This window comes from Brevundimonas sp. GW456-12-10-14-LB3, assembly GCF_059424365.1.
The window spans coordinates 39556-58760 of record NZ_JBWKZJ010000009.1 but is presented as its reverse complement, the minus strand read 5'-3'; the positions used below and the strand labels follow the sequence as shown (position 1 = coordinate 58760).

Below are 19205 nucleotides of genomic sequence, written 5' to 3'. Positions count from 1 at the left end.
AAGAAGCGCCCATGCCCGTCGTCGCCTCCTACGTCTATCGCGACGGTCATAGGGAGCGCGCCGCGCCTCTGACCCCCGAAGGACTGGCCCTGCAGCCCGGCGAGTTCGTCTGGATCGGCCTGCACGACCCGACCGACGCCGAGTTCGAGGTTCTGGTCCGGCGCTTCAACCTGCACCCCCTGGCGGTCGAGGACGCCCTGTCGGCCCATCAGATGCCCAAGGTCGAGGTCTATGGGCGCGAGCTGTTCGTGGTCGCCCGGACGGCGGAAAAGATCGAGGACCATATCCGGTACGGCGAAACCCACGTCTTTGTGGGGGATGACCACGTCATCAGCATCCGTCACGGCTCAAACCGCGCCCACACGGCCTTGCGGACCCAGCTGGAGGCCTCGCCGGCCCAGCTGCGGACCGGGCCGGATTTCGTGCTGCATGGCGTTCTCGACTTCATCGTCGACGCCTATGTGCCCATCGTCGACCATTCCGAGGACGCCGTGCTGGAGATCGAGCAGAGGGCGTTGGAGGCGTTTCTGTCGCGCAACGAAATCCGCCGCCTGTTCACCCTGCGCCGCGAACTGCTGAAGTTTCGCCGCATCCTGGGGCCGATGGAGGAGGTGGCGGGCAAGCTCCAGTCTCTGGACCTGCCCTGTATCGACCCCGACGTCCGACCCTATTTCCGCGACGTCGGCGACCATGTCCGACGGGTCAACAGCCGCCTGAACGGCCTGACCGAAATCCTGTCGTCCGTCTTTGAAGTCGCCAATCTGCTGGAACAGCAGAGGCAGGGGGTCATCACCCGCAAGCTCGCCTCCTGGGCGGCGCTGCTGGCCGTGCCCACCGCCATCGCCGGCATCTACGGCATGAATTTCGAACACATGCCGGAACTGCACTGGCGTTACGGCTATCCGGCCGTCATGGCGGTGATGGCCGCCGTCTGCGTCGGTCTCTACATCACGTTCAAACGGACGAAATGGCTGTGACGCAAGAGACCGGCGAGGGACGCTGAGGCCCCTCGCCGATCCGAACGGTCAGCTTTCGCCGGAGGCGGTCGCGGCGCGAACGACGGGGCGGACGTCTCGCGACGCGCTGACGTATTGGACGCGGTGGAGGCGCGGCAGCCGGCTCAGAGCCTCGGCCCGCACAGCCGCGCGGCAGGAGCGGCGATTGGTGATCTGGCCGGCGGTGAAGCTGATGTCGCGGCACAGACGCTCGGCCGCCTGATGGACGCGGGCGTCGAAGGCGGCGGCGCCGGCCGTCGAGGCCAGGTCCAGATCGCCGAAGGGGATCCGGACGTCCTGAGCCAGGGCGGAGGAGGCGGACAGGACGGCGACGGCGAAGAGAACGGGGGAGAGAACCTTCATCGTTTTAGCTCCTAGGGAACGATAATCGCCCGAAATGGCGATGAAGGCGCAATAGCTTTCTTCTGTAACGGCGCAGTGAGGATTGCGGCGCCGATCTGCGACAGTTCAATTAAATCGGATTTAGGATGAGGGCGGGGATCAGCCGCTGTTCCTCAGCCCCGCCGCCACCCCGTTGATCGCCAGCAGGATTCCCTCGCGCACCCGCGGATCTTCGTCGCCGGCGCGGCGGCGGCGGATCAGCTCGATCTGCACATGGTTCAGCGGCTCGACATAGGGCATCCGCAGGCGGATCAGACGGTCCAGTTCCGGCTGGCCGCCCAGCAGCTTGTCATGGCCGGTGATGGCCAGGATGGCGTCGTGCGTCCTCTGCCATTCGTCGCGGATTTCGCCGTAGATGCGGGCGGCCAGACCCGCGTCGCTGACCAGGGTGGCGTAGCGGCGGGCGATGGTCATGTCCGACTTGGCCATGACCATCTCCATGTTCTGAACCAAGGTCTTGAAGAAGGGCCAGGCCTCGGCCATCGCCTTCAGCTCGTCCATGTCGCAGCCCTGGACCGCCGAGCCGAAGCCGAACCAGCCGGGCAGCATGACCCGGCTCTGGGACCAGCTGAACACCCACGGAATGGCGCGCAGATCCTCGATCCGGGTCGAGGCGGTCCGCGACGACGGGCGCGAGCCGATCTTCAGATCGGCGATCTCGGCGATGGGGGTGGCGGCGCGGTAATAGTCGACGAAGCCCTGGGTCTCATAGACCAGCTTGCGATAGGCGGCCATCGACCGGGCCGACAGGTCCGACAGGGTGGCGCCGTGTTCGGCGGTGAAGGCCTGGTCCCGTCCCTGGCCCAGGGAGGTCAGCACGGCGCCGCAGGTCAGGGCGTCCAGATTGCGCAGGGCGATCTCCGGCTCGCCGTATTTGTTGGCGATGACCTCGCCCTGTTCGGTCGTGCGGATCCGGCCCTGGACCGTGCCCTCCGGCTGGGCCAGGACCCCAGCGAAGGCCGAGCCGCCGCCGCGTCCGACCGTGCCGCCGCGCCCGTGGAACAGTTGCAGCTTCAGACCGGCGGCCTGGGTCACCTCGACCAGGGCGCGCGACGCCTCATGCAGTTCCCAGCCCGAAGTCAGATAGGAGCCGTCCTTGTTGGAGTCGGAATAGCCGATCATCACCTCCTGCACCCCGCGCGCCTTGGCCACGGCGAGGGCGGAGGGCTCCTTCAGCAGCCGCTCCAGGGTGGGGCGAGAGGCGCGCAGGTCTTCGATGGTCTCGAACAGGGGGGCGGCCTGAACCGGACAGGCGGCCGGGTCTTCGGGGCGGTAAAGCCCGACCTCCTTCAGCAGCAGATAGACCTCCAACAGATCCGAGGCCGCGTCGGTTTTGGAGACGATATGGGTGCGGATCGCCTGGGGGCCGAAGGCGGCCAGGGCGTCGGCGGCGGCCTGGAGGATGGCCCGCTCCTTCAGGGTCTCGGCCGCATAGTCGGCATAGGGGCTGAACAGCAGGCGCGGCGAGGCCAGTTCGGCCGCCAGCACCGCCAGCCGGCCCTCCTCGTCCAGGGCGGAATAGTCGTCGCAGACCCCGGCCGTCTTCAGCAGATCGGCGACGACCCGCTCATGGACATCCGAGTTCTGGCGCAGGTCCAGGGTCGCCATGTGGAAGCCGAAGATTTCCACCGCCGTGATCAGATCGTTCAGCCGGTCGTCGGCGAACACCTCGCCGTGGTGCGAGACCAGGCTGTCGCGCAGGATTCGCAGATCGGCCTCGAAGGCGTCTGGGCCGGGATAGGCTTCGGCTGCAACGGCCGCGCGGCGGGGGGGCTGTGCGCCGCCCCGCGCCTCATAGGTGGCGGCCAGACGCGCATAGACCCCGGTCAGGGCGCGGCGATAGGGCTCGTCCGCCCGGTGCGGCGACGGGTCCTGGGCGGCGTCGGCCAGGGCCGCCAGCTCGGGCGAAACCTCGGCCAGCTCGGCCGCCAGGCTGAGTTCGGCGCCCAGGGCGTGGACCTCCTCCAGATAGAAGCCCAGCACCGCCCGCGCCTGGGTGCGGAAGGCGGCGCTCAGCACCGCACCGTCAACGTTCGGATTGCCGTCCCGGTCGCCCCCGACCCAGGTGCCAACCCGCAGGAAGGGCTGAAGCTGGGGCGCCTCCAGCAGACGACGCCAGGCCGACAACTGTTTGGGCGCCACCCGCAGGAAGATGCGGTCCAGGAAGGAGACGACCGTGTCGATCTCGTCCTGCACCACCAGCCCCTGGGTGCGCACCAGCCGCGTGGCCCACAGGATGACGATCTGGCGGCGCAGGGGTTCGTTGATCTGGGCCGGCGAACAGGCGTCTCCGGCCTTGTCGCAGGAATCCAGCAGATCGGAGATGGCGGTGATCCGGTCGATGACGCTCTTGCGCCGCACCTCCGACGGGTGGGCGGTCAGGACCGGCGAGATCAGGGCCTCGTCCAACAGGGCGCGCACCGCCGCCTTGTCGATCTTCTGATCGGCCAGTCGCAGCAAGGCGCCCTCGGGGGTGTCGGGACGGGCGCCGGCCTCGGCCTGGTGCTGGGCGCGTCGGCGGGTGGCCCGGTCCTCGGCGATGTTGGCGAGCAGCGAAAAGAGGGCGAAGCCGTGCGCCAGACCCGCCGCCTGATCCACGCTCATGGCGGTCAGCAGCTTCTCCAGCCGCTTGGCCGGATGGGAGGCGGGATCGCGGTGATAGGCGACGGACGCCTGGCGGACCGCCTCGACATGTTCGAACAGGGCCTCTCCGCCTTCGGCGCGAATGACCTCGCCCAGAATTCCGCCCAGCAGTCGGACTTCTTCGCGCAGGGCGTCGTCGGCGGCGGGGCTCATCATCGGCGAATATCCTCGGTCGGCGTGGGGAGAAGCCCATCTGAGGGGCCGCAAACACGCCCGTCAACGCACGATCCGTGACAGCCGCTCCCAGCTACAATCGTGGTGAACGCCCGTTAGGATTTCTTAACCGGGCGCATGGCAGCATGGGGGTGAAGGATTCCGCCCCGTGTCCATGTTCGCCAAACGCCAGTCCGCCCTCGCCGCCGCCGCCGGCGCCCCGCCGGCGCCCCGCGCCAAGCCGAGCCTGAAGCCCCTCGTCGCCGTGCTGAAGAAGCCGCCGGTGGTCGCGGCCCTGGCCGGCGTCTTCCTGCTGACCTCCACCGCCCTCTTCTTGACCGTCCTGGGCGACCCGCGCGCGGGCGCGCCTTCGGCCCGCATCGCCCTGCACCGGGCGCCGGCCGCGCCGGACGCTCCCGCCCCGACCGGATTCGAGGCCTTCTCCATGGGGGCCATGGGTCTTTATCAGGATTTGACGGGAGGCGGAGATACGTCCGGCGCGGCGGGCGGCGAGGCCTTGATCACCTTGCCGGACGGCGCTTCCGTCGCGGGCGGCGCCAGCTACAGCGCCCCGGTCCAGCCGGCCTCGCCCCTGCCCAAGGCGCCGATCGCCGGCCTGTCCCAGCCCGGCCCCAGCGGTCCCCTGCCGATGATCGCGCCCGACGGCCGCGTCCCGGCCCAGGCCTACGCCCGGCCCTTCCGCTCGAACGGCAAGCCGCGCGTGGCCCTGATCGTCGGCGGCCTGGGGCTGAACGCCGTCACCACCCGCGCCGCCATCGAACGCCTGCCGGCCGAGGTGACCCTCAGCTTCGTCCCCTATGCCGACAATCTCCAGTCCTGGATCGACCAGGCCCGGGCCCAGGGCCATGAGGTCATGCTGGAAATGCCGATGGAGCCCAGCGGCTATCCCGACAACGACCCCGGCCCCTATACGCTTTTGGCCAACGGCACGCCCGACGATGTCGAGGCCAAGCTGGACTGGCTGCTGGGTCGCGCCACAGGCTATTTCGGCGTGACCAACTATCTGGGCGACCGGTTCGCGACCTCCGACACGGGCATGAACGCCTTCCTGCTGATCCTGCGCCAGCGCGGCGTCGCCTTCCTGGACGACGGTTCTTTCCAGCGCCGTCCCGGCGCCTGGGCTCGGGCCAGCGCCGACAAGGTCATCGACCAGACCCAGTCGCCCGCCGCCATCATCGGCGCCCTGAACAGTCTGGAAGCCCAGGCCAAGCTGCGCGGCTCGGCGATGGGGACCGGCTTCGCCTATCCCGTCACCGTCGAGGCCGCCGCCCGCTGGACCGCCGGCCTGGACCAGCGCGGCCTGCAACTGGCGCCGGCGTCTGCGATGACGCTTCGGCCGGGGCGCTAGGAAGTGGCGAGTGGCGAGTGGCGAGTGGCGAGTAAGGACGCTCGCCGTCCGAGCGCACAGGTGCGTTCGTTCTTCCTCGCCAATCGCCACCCGCCACTCGCCACTCGATGACCGACCTCACCCTCTACCGCCCCAATGTCGGTGTCGTGCTGTTCAACGCCGACGGCCAGGTCTGGTACGGCCGGCGACACGCGACGCCGGGACCGCATAACTGGCAGTTTCCGCAGGGCGGGGTGGATGACGGCGAGGATCTGACGGCGGCCGCACTGCGCGAGTTGAAGGAAGAGACCGGCGTGACCTCGGTGGAGTTCCTCGCCCGGACCGACGACTGGATCCTGTACGACTTCCCACCGGAGGCGATGAACAATCCCAAGGCCTGGCGCGGCTTCAAGGGGCAGCGCCAGCAGTGGTTCGCCTTCTGCTTCACCGGCAAGGACAGCGAGATCGACCTGCAGGCCGACGAGGAGATCGAGTTCGACGCCTGGCGCTGGGGCGACCTGTCGGAGGCCTGCGACCTTATCGTGCCGTTCAAACGTCCGGCCTATGAACAGGTGGTCGCCGCCTTCGCCCATCTGGCGGGCCGAAAGCCGGCATAGAAAAAGGGCGGCGAAACCGCCGCCCTTTCCAGTTCTGTCGGACCGATCAGGCCGCCTTGGCCTTGTCCGTCTTGCCCTCGATCAGGGGCTTGGCGCCGCCGATCTCGATCCGGCGGGGCTTCAGCGCCTCGGGCAGTTCGCGCTTCAGCGAGATCGACAGCAGGCCGTTGACCAGATTGGCCTCGGTCACGACCACATAGTCGGCCAGCTGGAAGCGGCGTTCGAAGTCGCGCTCGGCCAGGCCGCGGTGCAGATAGGTCTTCTGCGCGGCGGCGTCGTCATTGGCGGTCTTGCGCCCGGTCACGGTCAGCAGATTCTCCTTCACCTCGATGTTCAGCTCGTCGGGAGAAAATCCGGCGACGGCGATCTCGATGCGATAGGCGTTCTCGCCCGTGGTCTCGATATTGTACGGGGGATAGCCGCTGTCCTGGCTGGTCCGCGCGGCGGTTTCCAGCAGATTGGCCAGGCGGTCGAAACCGACGGCCGAACGGTACAGCGGGGTGAAATCATAGGTACGCATCAGCATCCTCCTGAGGATCAGCAAGGTTGAGCCGCCCGGCGATTTGCCCGGACGGTGGGAGTTCAGACCGACGACCCGAAACCGGCTTCGTCCGTCCGGAGAGCCCGACATCGGCGCTCTCGGAAACAAAGATGGGAGGCGCAGATCGGCCGTCAAGGGGCGCCCAGGCTGCGACCGAATGTCGGTGTCTCGGGATCGTCATTTGCGCCTGTCCTCAGGTCTCTTAAGGAAGGTGACCCGCACCAGGAGCCCGTCCCCCATGCGCCTTCATCTGCTCGGCCTCGCCGCCGTCCTCGTCGCCCTTCCCGCCGCCGCCCAAACCGTCCCAGCCCAGACGGAAGGCGCGTGGACCCCGCCGCGCTCGGCCCTGTCCAGCACCCTGCCGATCCTGGAGGAAGATAAGGCGCTTCAGGCCGCCGTCGCCGCCGAGACCCGCCCGGCCGAAGACCGCGCCCGCGACGCCGCCCGCCATCCTTACGAATCCCTGACCTTCTGGGGGCTGCAGCCCGGCATGACGGTGGTGGAGATCGAGCCCGGCCGCGCCAGCTGGTGGCGCCATATCCTCGAACCCTACGCCGCGGCGACCGGCGGTCGATACGTCGCCGTCAACCGCCCGCTGGAGACGATGGAGGTCGCCCCCGGTTCTGCCGACTTCATCCTGGTGGCCCGCGCCTTCCACAACTGGTCGCGCGACGGCCGCACCGAACCCTATCTGAAGGCCTTCTACGCCGCCCTGAAGCCCGGCGGCGTATTGGCGGTCGAGCAACACCGCAGCGCCGAAGGCCTGAACGTCGCCGACGTCGCCTCCACCGGCTATGTCCCGGAAAGCTATGTGATCCATGAGGCCCAGGACGCCGGCTTCGTGCTGGAGGCGCGCAGCGAGCTGAACGCCAATCCCAAGGACGACCACGACCATCCGTTCGGCGTCTGGACCCTGCCGCCGGTGCGCCAGTCCCAGGCCCGCGACGGCTCGGGGGCGCTGACCCCGGACCAGCGTGCGGCCTTCGACGCGATCGGCGAAAGCGACCGTATGACCCTGCGTTTCCGCAAACCCGAATAGTCTCTTTTGACCCGCGTCGCGAACGTGGGTAAGCCCGTTCGACCAAGGTTAGCCGGACGCGGGGGCCGGCTTCCGAGGGGGTGTTTTGATGGTTGATCTTTCTGCGACGTCCCACGGCCTGTCCCGCCGCTTCCTGCTGACCGGCGCGACCGGTCTGGCCCTGACCGGCCTGGCCGCCTGCGGCCGCAAGAAGGAGGCCGCTCCCGAGGCGCCGCCGGCCCCCTCCGGTCCGCCGGAAGGTTCGCTGGAATGGGCCGTCGCCGGCCCCTGGCGCGCCCAGGACCGGCCGCGCGACGCCTTTCGCCACCCGATGGAGACCCTGCGCTTCTTCGGTCTTCAGCCCAGTATGACGGTGGTCGAATTCTGGCCGGGCAGCGGCTGGTACACCGAAATCCTGGCCCCCTATCTGGCGCGCGGCAAGGGCAGCTATATCGCCGCCCTCTTTCCCGAGGGCCCCGCCGCCGACCCGGCCCAGACCGCGCTGAACGCCGCCTTCCAGACCCGGTTCAGTGCGGACAAGAAGCTGTACGGCGAGCCCCAGTTCACCACCTTCGGCGCGGCCTCCGGCCCCGTGGCGCCGGCCGGGACGGTGGACCTGTGCCTGTTCATGCGCACCCTGCACGGTTGGATGGCGGCGGGCATCGCCGAAAAGGCCTTCGCCGACGCCTTTGCGGCGCTCAAGCCCGGCGGGATTGTGGGGGTCGAGCAGCATCGACTGGCGCCGGAAGAGGACCAGGACCCGGTGGCCGCCAACGGCTATGTCCAGGAAGCCTTCGTCAAACAGCTGGCGGCCGAGGCCGGCTTCGTCTTCGTCGCGGCCTCCGAGATCAACGCCAATGAGAAGGACACCAAGGACCATCCGTTCGGTGTCGACACCCTGCCGCCGATGCGTCTGACCGCCCCCCAGGGCCAGCCCGCCGACCCGACCTTCGACCGATCCAAGTTTGAAGCGATCGGCGAAAGCGACCGTATGACCTTGAAGTTCAGGAAGCCCGAGTGAACCGCGCCCAAGCCTTCGCCGCCAACGCACCCCTGATGGGGGTTCCCGGCGCGTCCTCGCCGCCCGGCGGCAAGGGCGAATGGTATCGGGGCGCCGGCGGCATGCGGCTGCGCGCCGCCATCTGGAAGCCGTCGCACCTGACCGCGGAACAGCCGCGCGGGACGGTGGTGCTCAGCCCCGGCCGCACGGAGCCGATCGAGAAATATTTCGAGGTCATCGGCAACTTCCTGGCGCGCGGCTGGTGCGTCCTGGCGCATGACTGGCGCGGCCAGGGCCTGTCGGCCCGGCTGCTGCCCGACCGGCTGAAGGGTCATGCCCGGGCGGTGGAGGAGTTTCTGGACGACTACGGCCGGCTGCTGGACGCCTTCGAGGACCAGTGCCCCAAGCCCTGGATCATGGTCGGCCATTCGATGGGCGCCTGTCTGAACCTGCTGACCCTGGAAGCCGGGGAAACCCGCTTCTCGGGCGCCGTCCTGTCCAGCCCCATGCTGCGGATCAAGACCGGCAAACGGTCGATGTGGTCGGTCAAGCTGGCGGTGCGCTGGAGCATCCGCCACGGCCATGCGGGCGACTATCTGCTGGGCGACCCGGACGATCCGTTCGACCACACCTTCGCCGAGGACGCCCTGACCTCGGACGAGACCCGCTATGAGATGTGGCGCCAGCAGCTCTACGCCTGCCCCCACCTGGCCATCGGCGGCCCCACCTACGGCTGGCTGGCCTTCGCGCTGGACGCCGGCGAGCGCGCGCTCAAGCCCAAGGCCCTCAAGACGGTCAAGATCCCGGTCGCCATCGTCCAGGCCGACGCCGACGACGTGGTCTGGAAACAGACCGCCCGCTGGGCCGCCAAACGCCTGGGCCGCGGCCGCTATGTCGAGGTCCCCGGCGCCAAGCACGAGGTCATCATGGAAGCCGACCCCATGCGCGCCGTCTTCCTCGACGAGTTCGACGCCATGGCGGAATATGTCTCCCCGCCGAAGGGCGCGGCGGCCGATCCGTCGGCGCGGGTCGAGGACGTGACGGAGGAGACGCCGTCGGTGGCGTGAGGGGCCTACCCCCGTGTCGTCATCCTCGGGCTTGACCCGAGGATCGAACGATCCGCCGCATGTGCGAAGGGGGCAAGCGCAGAGCCCGATCCGCGCCCGGTCCTCGGGTCAAGCCCGAGGATGACGGCAGGAGAGATTTGTGCCGCTTAGGTTAAGGCAAGGTCGGCTTTTGGCGCTTAGGTCCATTTCGCAAATCGACCCAAGACAGACATTGACATCGACCGTCTCGTGGCAGGTTCATAGCCGATGAAAACACGATACGTGATCGCGATTGGTGCTGGTGTGGCGACACTCGTCGCCCTTGCCGGAGCAAGGTTGATCCTACATGACTGGCTGACCGTTGATGCCTGCTACGATGACGGCGGCGTGTTTCTCAAAGAGATCGGCAAGTGTTCTCACTCCCAAGCGGAGGTGGACAGTTACCGACCGAGGTCTAACCGGCCAGCAGAGGTCCGATAACCACCCTTTGCAGCCAATCCCGACGTCTGCTTTCAGGCCGCCGCCCGCTTCAGCGTCACCAGCGCCTGACCGATCAGCCGTTCATCCCCGACGGCCAAAATCTGCCCGCTTCCGTCCGGCGCCTCCCCGCGCCAGTTGACCACCCGGCCGCCGGCGGCCTCGATCACCGGGACCAGGGCCGACCAGTCCCAGGGTTTCAGGCTGGTTTCGGCGACCAGGTCCATCTTGCCGGCCGCCACCATGGCGTAGGCGTAGGCGTCGCAGCCCAGGCGGGCCAGGCGGGCGGCGGCGCGGACCTGGGTCCAGGCGCCCAGTTCGGCGCCGTTGAATATGTTCGGATCGGTGGTCGAGATGACGGCCTCGGTCAGATGCTCGCACGCCCGCACGGCCAAAGGGGTCTCGGTTTCGCCGCGCAGCAGCCGGGCGCCGGACGGGCCGCCGATGAAGATCTCGTCCAGATAGGGCTGGGCGATCACGCCCACGGTCGGCTTGCCGCCGACGCGCAGGGCGATCAGGGTGGTCCACAGCGGCAGGCCCGAGATGAAGGCCCGCGTCCCGTCGATGGGGTCCAGAATCCACACATGTTCGGCGTCCGGCCGATCCTCGCCGTATTCCTCGCCGATCACCCCGTGGTCAGGATAGCGCGCGGCGATCAGGCGGCGGATCGCCGCCTCGGCCTGTTTGTCGGCCTCGGTCACGGGGTCGAACCCCTTGGCGCCGCCCTTGTCCTCATGGCCGATGTCGGAACGGAAAAAGGGCAGGGTGACGCGCGCGGCTGCGTGCGCCAGTTCCACGGCAAAGGATTCGAACTCGGTCATGCGCGGCTCTTAGAGCATGATCGATCGGGACGGAACCGAAAGGGGCCCGGCTGAGGCGTCAGATCAGGCGGCGACGTCCTTGGAGTCGTGCAGCGACTTGGCCAGGTCCAGCAGGCGGCGGCGCGGGCGCTCCTCCAGCTGATAATAGGCCTGGATCAGGTCCAGGGTCTCCTTGCGCGAGAAGACCTCCTGGGCCGTGGGCAGGCCGCCCTTATTCTCCAGGGCTTCGGCCACGCCGTCATAGAAATAGCTGACCGGCGTCTCCAGCGCCTGGGCCAGCTGCCACAGGCGGGCGGCCGAGATGCGGTTGGCGCCGCATTCGTATTTCTGAATCTGCTGGAAGCGGATGCCCACCTGCACGGCCAACTGCTGTTGCGTCAGCCCCAGCAGGCGACGGCGACGCCGCAGACGGCGGCCCAGGTGGAGATCGATGTCGGTGGCCATGGCCCCCAATTCCTCATCTGCAACCCGTCCCGAATTGGCACGGCTCGCCCGAAACCTCGCAATCGCCATGCCGGAATCGGGCTTCGCAAGGGCTGGCGGCCCCTGTCCGGGAATCGGGACGGGGTTGCGCAACCCGATCGGGGCGGACGCATTTAGTCGGCAGCTTGGCTTTTGAAGGAAGGGACCAAACTCATGGGCATTATCGCCTGGATCATCATCGGGATCGTCGCGGGCTGGCTCGCGGAACAGATCATGGGTCGTAACCACGGCCTGATCACCAATCTGATCGTCGGCGTCATCGGCGCCCTGATCGGCGGCTTCATCGCCGGCGCCCTGGGCATCAGCTGGGGCGGCTGGATCGGTTCGACCATCGTCGCCACCATCGGCGCCGTGATCCTTCTGTTCCTGTTGGGCCTGGTCAAGCGTCGCGCCTGACCCCCGACTTAAGGCAATATAAGACGAAGGGGCGGTTCGCAGGAACCGCCCCTTCTTTTTGTCCGGCTCGGATCACCGACACAGGAAAGGCGGCCGGCTGAGCCGACCGCCTTCCAGGATCAAGCCTTCAGAGGCTTGCCGCGATCAACCCTGGGGGCTGGCGGGCGGGGTCGTCGGATCGCTCGAGGTCGCGGGGTCCGTCGGTTCAGTCGGCGCCGGCTCGGCGGGCAGGGTCGGCGGCGTCGGTTCCGCCGCGTCAGGCGCAGTCGTCGGCTCAGGCGCCGTCGGAGACGTCATGGCGTCGTCAGCGGGCGGCGTCGCGGCGTCGGGGGTGGCGGAAGCCTCGCCCGCGATGGCGGCGGCGGCGTCGAACTCAGCCTTGGTGTAATCCACCTTGACGGCTTCGCCCTCCTGGCGAATGCCGTTCAGCGGCACGGCGCGAACCTGGCCATCGGCGCCGCGGACAGTCAGCTCCTGAGCGCCCGAGGCGTTGGTCTGAACGCCTTCCAGCTTGCCCAGCTCGCCGTCGGGGCCTTGGATCGAAACGCCCGGCGTCAGTTGCAGGCTCTGTTGGCTCGAAGCTGAGGCCGCGGCGTCTTGAGAGGCCGGCGGGGTCGAGGCGGCGTCTTGGGCCAGGGCCGGCGCGGCGATCAGAAAGGCGGCGGCGGCGCTGGTCAGAAAAGCGGTCTTGATGTTCATGGGACTATACCCTCGTACAAGCGGGCCCGGCGCCCGCATCGACCAAACCCGCCATGTTACGGATTGTTTCACGCGCCTCTAAATGACCTTGGACCCGCCCCGGTTGGACGAGTCTTGGTCTATGATGGGGCGGAAAAGGCGAATCGGGGGGCTCTGTGAGCCAGAAGAACATCTATGGGCCTCGGCTCGTGCGGCGGCTGCTGGGGCTGGCCTATGAGCTGACGCCCCAGGTTTTCGCCGTCCTCGCCTTCGGCGCGGGGGCGCTGATGCTGATCTCGGCGGTGACGCCCGAGTTCGACGAGCGGTTACGGCTCCTGACGGGCGTCGTCTCGCCCATACTGATCGACCTGTCGCATTTCATGGCCAGCATCGCCGGCTTTATCCTGCTGTTGCTGTCGGCGGGCCTGTGGCGGCGCAGGCGCGGCGCCTATTGGGCGGCGATGGCGGCCCTGGCGGCGGGGGCGGTCTTTTCTCTGCTGAAGGGGCTGGACTGGCGGGAATCGATCGATCTGATCCTCGTGGCTGTCCTGCTGGCGCCGTGCCGCTCGGCCTTCAACCGGCGTTCGCGTCTCAGCGAGCCTCTGCGGCCGGGCTGGCTGCTGCTGTTGATCGCCGTGGTGATCTCCATGCTGTGGTTGGGGTTTTTCGCCTATCGGGACGTGGCCTATTCGGACGAACTGTGGTGGCGTTTCCTGGTCGATCGCCAGGCTTCCGGCTTCCTGCGGGCCGGTCTGGTCCTGTCCCTGCTGACCCTGTTGGTCGCAGGCCGGTCTCTGCTCAGTTCGCCCGGCGCCGACAGCCACGGCCCGGCGTCGCGCGAGGAGATCGAACGCGCGCGTCAGGCGCTGGAGACGGCCGACGCCGCCGCCCCGGAAGCCTGGCTGGCCATGCTGGGCGACAAGGCCCTGCTGTTCAGCCCGTCGGGCCGCAGCTTCCTGGCCTATCGCGTGCGCGGGCGGCGCTGGATCGCCATGGGCGAACCCGCCGGCCTGATGGCGGAGCGGCAGGAGCTGCTCTGGGCCTTCGCCGAAATGGCCGACAGCTACGGCGGTTCGGCGGTCTTCTATTCCGTCGGCGACGACATATTGGGCGAACTGGCGACCATGGGCCTGGCCCTTCGCAAGGTCGGGGAGACGGCGGTGATCCGCACGGAAACCTTCACCACCGAGGGCAAGGGCAAGCAGAACCTCCGCACGGCCCTGAACCGGGCCGAGCGGGAAGGGGCGCGGTTCGAAGTCCTGCCGCCCGGGTCAGCCCGGCCTCTGGAGGCCGAACTGCGCGCCATTTCGGACGCCTGGCTGGCCATGCACAACGGGGCCGAAAAGGCCTTCTCCCTGGGCCGGTTCGACATCGACTATCTGGACCTGACGCCGCTGGCGGTGATGCGCGAGGGCGACCGGATCGTGGCCTTCGCCAATCTTCTGGTCACGCCGGGCGAGGCGGCGGTGGATCTGATGCGCTATACGCCCGACGCCCCGCACGGGGTCATGGACTATCTGTTCACCCGCTGCGTCCAATGGGCCAAGTCCGAGGGGATCGCCGAGTTCGACCTGGGCATGGCGCCCCTGGCGGGGCTGGAGGATCGCCGCATCGCCCCTGTCTTCGCCCGCGTGGGCGCCCTGGTGTTCGAAGAGGGCGGCGCCCTTTACGGCTTCCAGGGTCTGCGCAGCTACAAGGGCAAGTTTGGCCCCGAATGGAAGGCCCGTTTCATCGCCGCGCCGGTCCCCACGCCCCTGCCCCTGGCCCTGCTGGACGTGGCCCTGCTGACCAGCGGCGGCTGGCTGGGGATGTTGGGGCTCCGGCGGGCGCGCTGATCTCGACGTTCGCGGTCGAAGCCGTCATGGTGCGCCCATGTCGTTCAAAGCCCTCTTTTCACGCGCCCTGTCCCTGGCGCCTGAGCGCCTGCATTTCGCCGCCCACAGCCACCATCTGTGGCCTGACGCCTCATTCGAGGCGCAGCAGCAGGCCTGGCTCGACGCCAATCTGCACGCCGATCGCAAATGGGATCTGATCTTCGGCGAGGTCATTCCCCGGGCCCAGGCGGAGGTCGCGGCCGAACTGGGGCTTCCCGACCCGAACAGCCTGGTCTTCGCCCCCAACACGCACGATCTGCTGCTGCGGGTCTTTTCGGCGATCGAGCGCCGGCCCGTGCGGATTCTGTCGACGGACGGAGAGTTCCACTCGTTCCGTCGCCAGGCCGACCGGTGGGAGGAGGCGGGCCAGGCCGTCGTCACCCGCGTGGCCCTGGCCCCGTTCGAGACCTTTGCAGAGCGGTTCGTCGCGGCGGCCCAGGGCGGCGGCTACGACTGGATCGTCGTCAGCCATGTCTTCTTCCGCACCGGGGGGCTGTTCGACCGGATCGAGGCTCTGGCGGCGCTGGCCCGGCCAGAGGGGCCCTGGGTGCTGATCGACGGCTATCACGGCTTCATGGCCACGCCGACCGACCTGTCGGGCGTTGCGGACCGGGTCTTCTATGTCGCCGGCGGCTATAAGTACGCCATGGCGGGCGAGGGCGCCTGTTTCCTGCATGCGCCGGACGGTTTCGGCGCCAGGCCCGTCATCACCGGCTGGTTCGCCGAGTTCGGGGATCTGTCGGGGCCGCCCGGCGGGGTTCAGTATCGCTCGGACGGCGGCCGCTTCTGGGGGGCCACCTTCGACAGTTCGGCCCTGTACCGGTTCAACGCCGCCCGCGGGATGCTGAGCCAGGCGGGGCTGACGACGGAGGATGTCGCCGAACACGGCCGGGCGCTGGCATTGCAGTTCCAGGCGGCGGTCGGTGCGGGCGAGGCGGGTGTTTTCGGCGAGGCCGAGATTTTGAACCCCGTCGTCGGCGACGGGACGCGCGCCCGGTTCCTGGCCCTGCGTCATCCCAACGCCCAGGCGTGGCGCGCGACCCTGCTGGCGGCGGGGGTGGTGACGGACGTCCGCGACGACGTGATCCGCTTCGGCTTCGGCCTTTATCAGGACGCCGCGGACGTGGATCGGCTGATCGCGGCCTGCCGGGCGGTGTGAAGGCGGCGTGAAGGGGCGGGAGCCCGATCAGAAAAAGGTGCTGTCGTCCTGGGTCTTGGGCGTCGGCGCGGCGCGGGGCGGCGGCGTTCGGTTTGTGGCCTGCCCATTGGGGGCCGTGCCCTGGGCGCCCGGCGTCGCCGCGCCTGGAGCCTGTGGAGCGGCGCCGGGCGCGGCGTTCGCCGGCGGAATGGCCGGCAGGTTTGGATAGGGCAGGGCGGAGGGATCGGAGCCCGGAGCGGGCGTTTCACCGCCGTAAGGCGCCGAGGCGGCGTCCGCATCGGGCGTGGCCGTCCCGACCCGATCCGGCGCGTTCAGGTCGTCGCGGATGAACGGCCAGGCGCGGCTGTCGGCGCAGCCGCAGGCCTTCAGGAATCCGTCCCGATCCCGCCACAGCACCAGCGGATAGGTGATCTGCACGCCTGCGTCCTTCAGCAGTTCGGTCAGGCGGGCGTCGAACTGACGACTGGCCTCGACCACGGCGGCGCGGGCCAGATTGCCGTCGGCCGCCGGAATGCCGGCCGCCGTCCATTCTCGCGCGGGTGTCTGGATCCAGCGCTGGTACAGCGACCAGTCGCGGGTCAGCCACAGTTCGGCGACGGTGGCCCGTTCGGCCGCCGTGGACTGGGCTGCGCCTTCCCGGTCGGTCCGGGCGAACAGGATGATGCGGGGCTCCACCCCGGCCGCCTTCAGCTTGTCGATCTCTTCGCGGACGTAACGCTGGGTCGAGGCGCTGTCGCGATAGCCGATGACATAGAGGGGTTCGCCCCCACCGCCGCCCGAGACCCAGGAAGCCTCGTCCAGCAGCTGCTGAATCTGGGCCTGATTGCGCGTGATGGTGACGGGCTGGAAGCGCGAATAGAAGTTCCAATAGGCCCAATAGCCCGTCCCGGCCAAAACCAGACCGACCAGGGCGGCCAGAACCGACCATATCAAGAAACGACGCATCAGGCGGGGTGCTCCAGCTTCACCGTTGGCACGGTTAACGCATAGCATTGAAAACCGTTGTCCGCTTCATTCACGCAGACCCAGATCGCCGAAATCTCAGGGTGACGTGCGCGCGCCACATCTGTCGGGCGCGCGGCCGCCGTCAATCAGGGCTGCCAGCCCGAGACCTGATCCGCCTCGCTGTCCCCGGCCAGGGCGCCCCGGGTCTTCTTCACCTCGGCCCAGGCGGCGCGCAGCAGGGCGGGCACGCCCTCGCCGGACACGCCCGACACCAGCATGGGCCGACGGCCCGCGACCGCCTCCAGGGCCGCCGCCTTTTCCTCGCGCTCTTCGGGCGTCAGGGCGTCGATCTTGTTCAAGGCCAGGATCTCGGCCTTGTCCGCCAGCCCTTCGCCATAGGCTTCAAGTTCGCCCCGGATGATGTGATAGGCGTGGACCACGTCCTCCTGTGTGCCGTCGATCAGATGGATCAGGCTGGCCGAGCGTTCGACATGGCCCAGGAAGCGGGTGCCCAGGCCCGCGCCTTCGCTGGCGCCCTCGATCAGGCCGGGGATGTCGGCGATGACGAACCGTTCGGTCGGCGACAGGTCCACCATGCCCAGATTAGGCGCCAGGGTGGTGAAGGGATAGTCGGCGATCTTGGGCTTGGCCGCGCTGGCCGCCGAAAGGAAGGTGGACTTGCCCGCGTTGGGCAGGCCCGCCAGGCCGATGTCGGCGATCAGTTTCAGCCTCAGCCAGACCCAACGCTCCTGGCCCTCCTGGCCGGGGTTGGCGTAGGCGGGCGCCTGGTTGGTCGGTCCCTTGAAGCGGACATTGCCCCAGCCGCCATTGCCCCCCTTCAGCAGCAGCTCGACCTTGCCGGGCGTATCCATGTCCAGCAGCACCGTCTCCTTGTCTTCGTCCAGCACCTGGGTGCCGACCGGCACCTTCAGGACCACGTCCTCGCCCTTGCCGCCGTGCATCTGGCGGCCCTGGCCGTGGTGGCCGGTCTGGGCCTTGAAATGCTGCTGGTAGCGATAGTCGATCAGGGTGTTCAGCCCCTCGACCGCCTCGATCCAGACGTCGCCGCCCTTGCCGCCGTCGCCGCCGTCCGGGCCGCCGTTGGGAATGAATTTCTCGCGTCGGAACGACACGGAGCCCGCGCCGCCGTTGCCGGAGCGGATATAGATCTTGGCCTGGTCGAGGAACTTCATCGCGGGCTTATGCCAAAAGACGACGGCGAATCACAGGCGCCAACAGTCCCTCTCCCGCTTGCGGGAGAGATGGCCCGTCGATCGCGCAGCGATCAAGGGTCGGAGAGGGGAGTATCGCGACACTCCCCCCATCGTCATGCGTGTCGCTTCGCGCCACGACCTGACACTTCCCCCGCAAGCGGGGGAAGGTCTCGGATCAACCCTTGGCCCAGACGCCGAACGGATCGCTCCAGTCCATGCCCAGAGCCTGGGCGACCGCCGGATAGGTGATCTCGCCCTTCAGAACGTTCAGGCCGCGCGCCAGGTGCGGGTCCTTTTTCAGCGCCTCCAGACCGTGATCCGCCAGGGCCAGGCCGAAGGGCAGGGTGGCGTTGTTCAGGGCTTCGGAGCTGGTGCGGGGCGCGGCGCCCGGCATGTTGGCGACGCAATAGTGGACCACGCCGTCGATCACATAGGTCGGGTCTTCGTGGGTCGTCGCGTGCGAGGTCTCGAAACAGCCGCCCTGGTCGATGGCCACGTCGATCAGGACCGAGCCGGGCTTCATCGTCTTCAGGTGCTCGCGTTTGACCAGTTTCGGCGCCGAGGCGCCGGGCACCAGAACGGCGCCGATCACCACATCGGCCTTGACCAGCTCCTCCTCGATCGCGCCGATGGAAGAATAGCGGGTGATGACGCGGCCGTTGGTGACCTCGTCGATATAGGCCATGCGCGGGATCGACCGTTCCAGAACCACCACCTCGGCGCCCAGGCCCATGGCCATCCGCGCCGCGTTCAGACCGACCACGCCGCCGCCCAGCACCAGCACACGGGCCGGGGCCACGCCCGGCACGCCGCAGAACAGCAGACCCATGCCGCCGTTGTGCTTCAACAGGGTCTCGGCCGCCGAGAAGACGGCGATCCGACCGGCGACTTCGGACATGGGCGCCAGCAGCGGCAGGCCGCCGCGCGCATCGGTCACGGTCTCATAGGCGATGGCGGCGCATTTTGAGGCCAGGAGGCCCTTGGTCTGCTCCGGGTCCGGCGCCAGGTGCAGATAGGTGTAGAGGATCTGGTCCTCGCGCAGCATCTCCCACTCGACCTTCTGCGGCTCCTTGACCTTCACGATCATGTCGTTGTTCGCAAAGACGGTCGCCGCATCGGGGACCAGGGTCGCGCCGGCCTTCTCGTAATCCGCATCGGTGAAGCCGGCGCCCAGGCCGGCGCCGGTCTGGACCGACACCGAATGGCCGTGGGCCACATATTCGCGCACCGCCGTCGGCGTCAGGCCGACCCGGTGTTCGTTCTTCTTGATCTCGCTGGGAACGCCGACTCGCATGGGGCCTCTCCGTGATGGGTTCAAACTTCCGCCTCTCCTGGGCGGATCGCAGACGGCACATATAGCGCCGAGCCGAACGCAGAATCCTGTTCATTTCAGGG

At 68.4% G+C, this 19205-nt stretch carries 18 protein-coding genes; 9 read left to right on the top strand and 9 right to left on the bottom strand.

What is annotated here, in order from left to right; translation table 11 throughout:
- Positions 1-11 precede the first annotated feature (11 nt).
- Complete coding sequence (locus AC07XS_RS05980) at positions 12-977, top strand: magnesium and cobalt transport protein CorA (protein WP_182714003.1); 966 nt, start codon at positions 12-14, stop codon at positions 975-977.
- Between the two features lie 48 nt (positions 978-1025).
- Here the strand turns inward: AC07XS_RS05980 and AC07XS_RS05975 are convergent, their stop codons facing one another.
- Entirely contained in the window at positions 1026-1358 is a 333-nt protein-coding gene (locus AC07XS_RS05975) for a UrcA family protein (RefSeq protein WP_182714004.1), read from the bottom strand.
- A 138-nt stretch (positions 1359-1496) separates the two neighbouring features.
- The gene (gene ppc / locus AC07XS_RS05970; protein ID WP_182714005.1) at positions 1497-4196 is read right to left on the bottom strand and encodes a phosphoenolpyruvate carboxylase; all 2700 of its coding nucleotides are present in this window, start codon (positions 4194-4196) and stop codon (positions 1497-1499) included.
- Between the two features lie 172 nt (positions 4197-4368).
- Here ppc and AC07XS_RS05965 point away from each other — a divergent pair, with 172 nt between their 5' ends.
- Both AC07XS_RS05965 and AC07XS_RS05960 read left to right on the top strand, forming a co-directional pair.
- Positions 4369-5562, top strand: a complete 1194-nt coding sequence (locus tag AC07XS_RS05965; protein ID WP_182714036.1) for a divergent polysaccharide deacetylase family protein — start codon at positions 4369-4371, stop codon at positions 5560-5562.
- Between the two features lie 107 nt (positions 5563-5669).
- The gene (locus tag AC07XS_RS05960; RefSeq protein WP_182714006.1) at positions 5670-6158 is read left to right on the top strand and encodes an RNA pyrophosphohydrolase; all 489 of its coding nucleotides are present in this window, start codon (positions 5670-5672) and stop codon (positions 6156-6158) included.
- A 46-nt stretch (positions 6159-6204) separates the two neighbouring features.
- On the opposite strand, the gene AC07XS_RS05955 is transcribed toward AC07XS_RS05960, so the two are convergent.
- Positions 6205-6678 (bottom strand): Hsp20 family protein, encoded by a 474-nt coding sequence (locus AC07XS_RS05955; RefSeq protein ID WP_182714007.1) that lies wholly within the window; start codon positions 6676-6678, stop codon positions 6205-6207.
- Positions 6679-6937: 259 nt separating this feature from the next.
- Between AC07XS_RS05955 and AC07XS_RS05950 the strand changes: the two genes are divergently transcribed.
- From AC07XS_RS05950 to AC07XS_RS05940, 3 genes are all read left to right on the top strand, one after another.
- Positions 6938-7738, top strand: coding sequence for a class I SAM-dependent methyltransferase (locus AC07XS_RS05950; RefSeq protein ID WP_152948999.1), 801 nt, complete (start codon positions 6938-6940; stop codon positions 7736-7738).
- An 88-nt stretch (positions 7739-7826) separates the two neighbouring features.
- Positions 7827-8738, top strand: coding sequence for a class I SAM-dependent methyltransferase (locus AC07XS_RS05945; RefSeq protein ID WP_182714008.1), 912 nt, complete (start codon positions 7827-7829; stop codon positions 8736-8738).
- Complete coding sequence (locus AC07XS_RS05940; protein ID WP_182714009.1) at positions 8735-9784, top strand: alpha/beta hydrolase; 1050 nt, start codon at positions 8735-8737, stop codon at positions 9782-9784. Before AC07XS_RS05945 ends, AC07XS_RS05940 begins: the two co-directional genes overlap by 4 nt.
- A 491-nt stretch (positions 9785-10275) precedes the next feature.
- Here AC07XS_RS05940 and hisN read toward each other — a convergent pair whose 3' ends face one another.
- Both hisN and AC07XS_RS05930 read right to left on the bottom strand, forming a co-directional pair.
- The gene (gene hisN / locus AC07XS_RS05935) at positions 10276-11061 is read right to left on the bottom strand and encodes a histidinol-phosphatase (protein ID WP_182714010.1); all 786 of its coding nucleotides are present in this window, start codon (positions 11059-11061) and stop codon (positions 10276-10278) included.
- A gap of 63 nt (positions 11062-11124) precedes the next feature.
- Entirely contained in the window at positions 11125-11505 is a 381-nt protein-coding gene (locus AC07XS_RS05930) for a helix-turn-helix domain-containing protein (protein ID WP_054764069.1), read from the bottom strand.
- Between the two features lie 192 nt (positions 11506-11697).
- Here AC07XS_RS05930 and AC07XS_RS05925 point away from each other — a divergent pair, with 192 nt between their 5' ends.
- Positions 11698-11940, top strand: coding sequence for a GlsB/YeaQ/YmgE family stress response membrane protein (locus tag AC07XS_RS05925; protein ID WP_007442559.1), 243 nt, complete (start codon positions 11698-11700; stop codon positions 11938-11940).
- 144 nt (positions 11941-12084) lie between these two features.
- On the opposite strand, the gene AC07XS_RS05920 is transcribed toward AC07XS_RS05925, so the two are convergent.
- Positions 12085-12639: a hypothetical protein gene (locus tag AC07XS_RS05920; protein ID WP_182714011.1), complete on the bottom strand. Its 555-nt coding sequence runs from the start codon at positions 12637-12639 to the stop codon at positions 12085-12087.
- Between the two features lie 155 nt (positions 12640-12794).
- On the opposite strand from AC07XS_RS05920, the gene AC07XS_RS05915 reads away from it, so the two are divergent.
- Entirely contained in the window at positions 12795-14453 is a 1659-nt protein-coding gene (locus AC07XS_RS05915; protein WP_182714012.1) for a GNAT family N-acetyltransferase, read from the top strand.
- Between the two features lie 37 nt (positions 14454-14490).
- Complete coding sequence (locus AC07XS_RS05910; RefSeq protein ID WP_182714013.1) at positions 14491-15651, top strand: kynureninase/PvdN C-terminal domain-containing protein; 1161 nt, start codon at positions 14491-14493, stop codon at positions 15649-15651.
- A 27-nt stretch (positions 15652-15678) separates the two neighbouring features.
- Here the strand turns inward: AC07XS_RS05910 and AC07XS_RS05905 are convergent, their stop codons facing one another.
- From AC07XS_RS05905 to ald, 3 genes are all read right to left on the bottom strand, one after another.
- The gene (locus AC07XS_RS05905; protein ID WP_182714014.1) at positions 15679-16596 is read right to left on the bottom strand and encodes a hypothetical protein; all 918 of its coding nucleotides are present in this window, start codon (positions 16594-16596) and stop codon (positions 15679-15681) included.
- Positions 16597-16742: 146 nt separating this feature from the next.
- Positions 16743-17789 carry a GTPase ObgE gene (obgE, locus tag AC07XS_RS05900; protein WP_054764064.1) on the bottom strand — a complete coding sequence of 349 codons (1047 nt, stop codon included), beginning with the start codon at positions 17787-17789 and terminating at the stop codon, positions 16743-16745.
- Positions 17790-17985: 196 nt separating this feature from the next.
- Positions 17986-19104, bottom strand: a complete 1119-nt coding sequence (gene ald, locus AC07XS_RS05895; protein WP_182714015.1) for an alanine dehydrogenase — start codon at positions 19102-19104, stop codon at positions 17986-17988.
- Between the last annotated feature and the right edge of the window lie 101 nt (positions 19105-19205).